Below are 557 nucleotides of genomic sequence, written 5' to 3' on the forward strand. Positions count from 1 at the left end.
GTGGCTGGGTCGTGGAAATGCGACTACCTGGGGTATGGGATGAGTTGGCACTCGCAGCCTAGACTGCGAGTGGCAACCATGAGCCTGCGCCGTGTGCGCGACCGTCTCAGGGAACTGCTGCGAGGGGTGCGGGGCCACAAGATGGCGAATGTCATCGAGCGGGTAAACCCGGTGCTGCGAGGCTGGGCAGGCTACTTCAAGCTCAGCCAGAGCAAGCGTCCACTGGAAGAGCTGGATGGCTGGGTCAGGCACAAACTTCGCTGTGTCATCTGGCGGCAATGGAAGCAGCCCTCTACGAGGGCGCGCAACCTGATGCGCCTGGGATTGAGCGAGGAGCGTGCCTGCAAGTCGGCCTTCAATGGCCGAGGCCCGTGGTGGAACTCAGGAGCGCCGCATATGAATCAGGCGCTGCCGAAGAAGCTATGGGACAGACTTGGACTGGTCTCGATACTGGATACGATCAATCGGCTTAACCGCATGGCCTGAACCGCCGTGTACGGAACCGTACGCACGGTGGTGTGGGAGGACGGCGGCCGTGAGGCCGCCTCCTACCCGAT

At 62.3% G+C, this 557-nt stretch carries 1 protein-coding gene; it reads left to right on the forward strand.

Going from position 1 to position 557, the window contains the following annotated elements; translation table 11 throughout:
• The coding region (locus tag APH36_RS30275; protein WP_279630231.1) for a group II intron maturase-specific domain-containing protein at positions 1-486 on the forward strand (486 nt) is incomplete at its 5' end.
• Between the last annotated feature and the right edge of the window lie 71 nt (positions 487-557).

This window comes from Pseudomonas sp. NBRC 111133, assembly GCF_001320605.1.
Lineage (GTDB): Bacteria > Pseudomonadota > Gammaproteobacteria > Pseudomonadales > Pseudomonadaceae > Aquipseudomonas > Aquipseudomonas monteilii.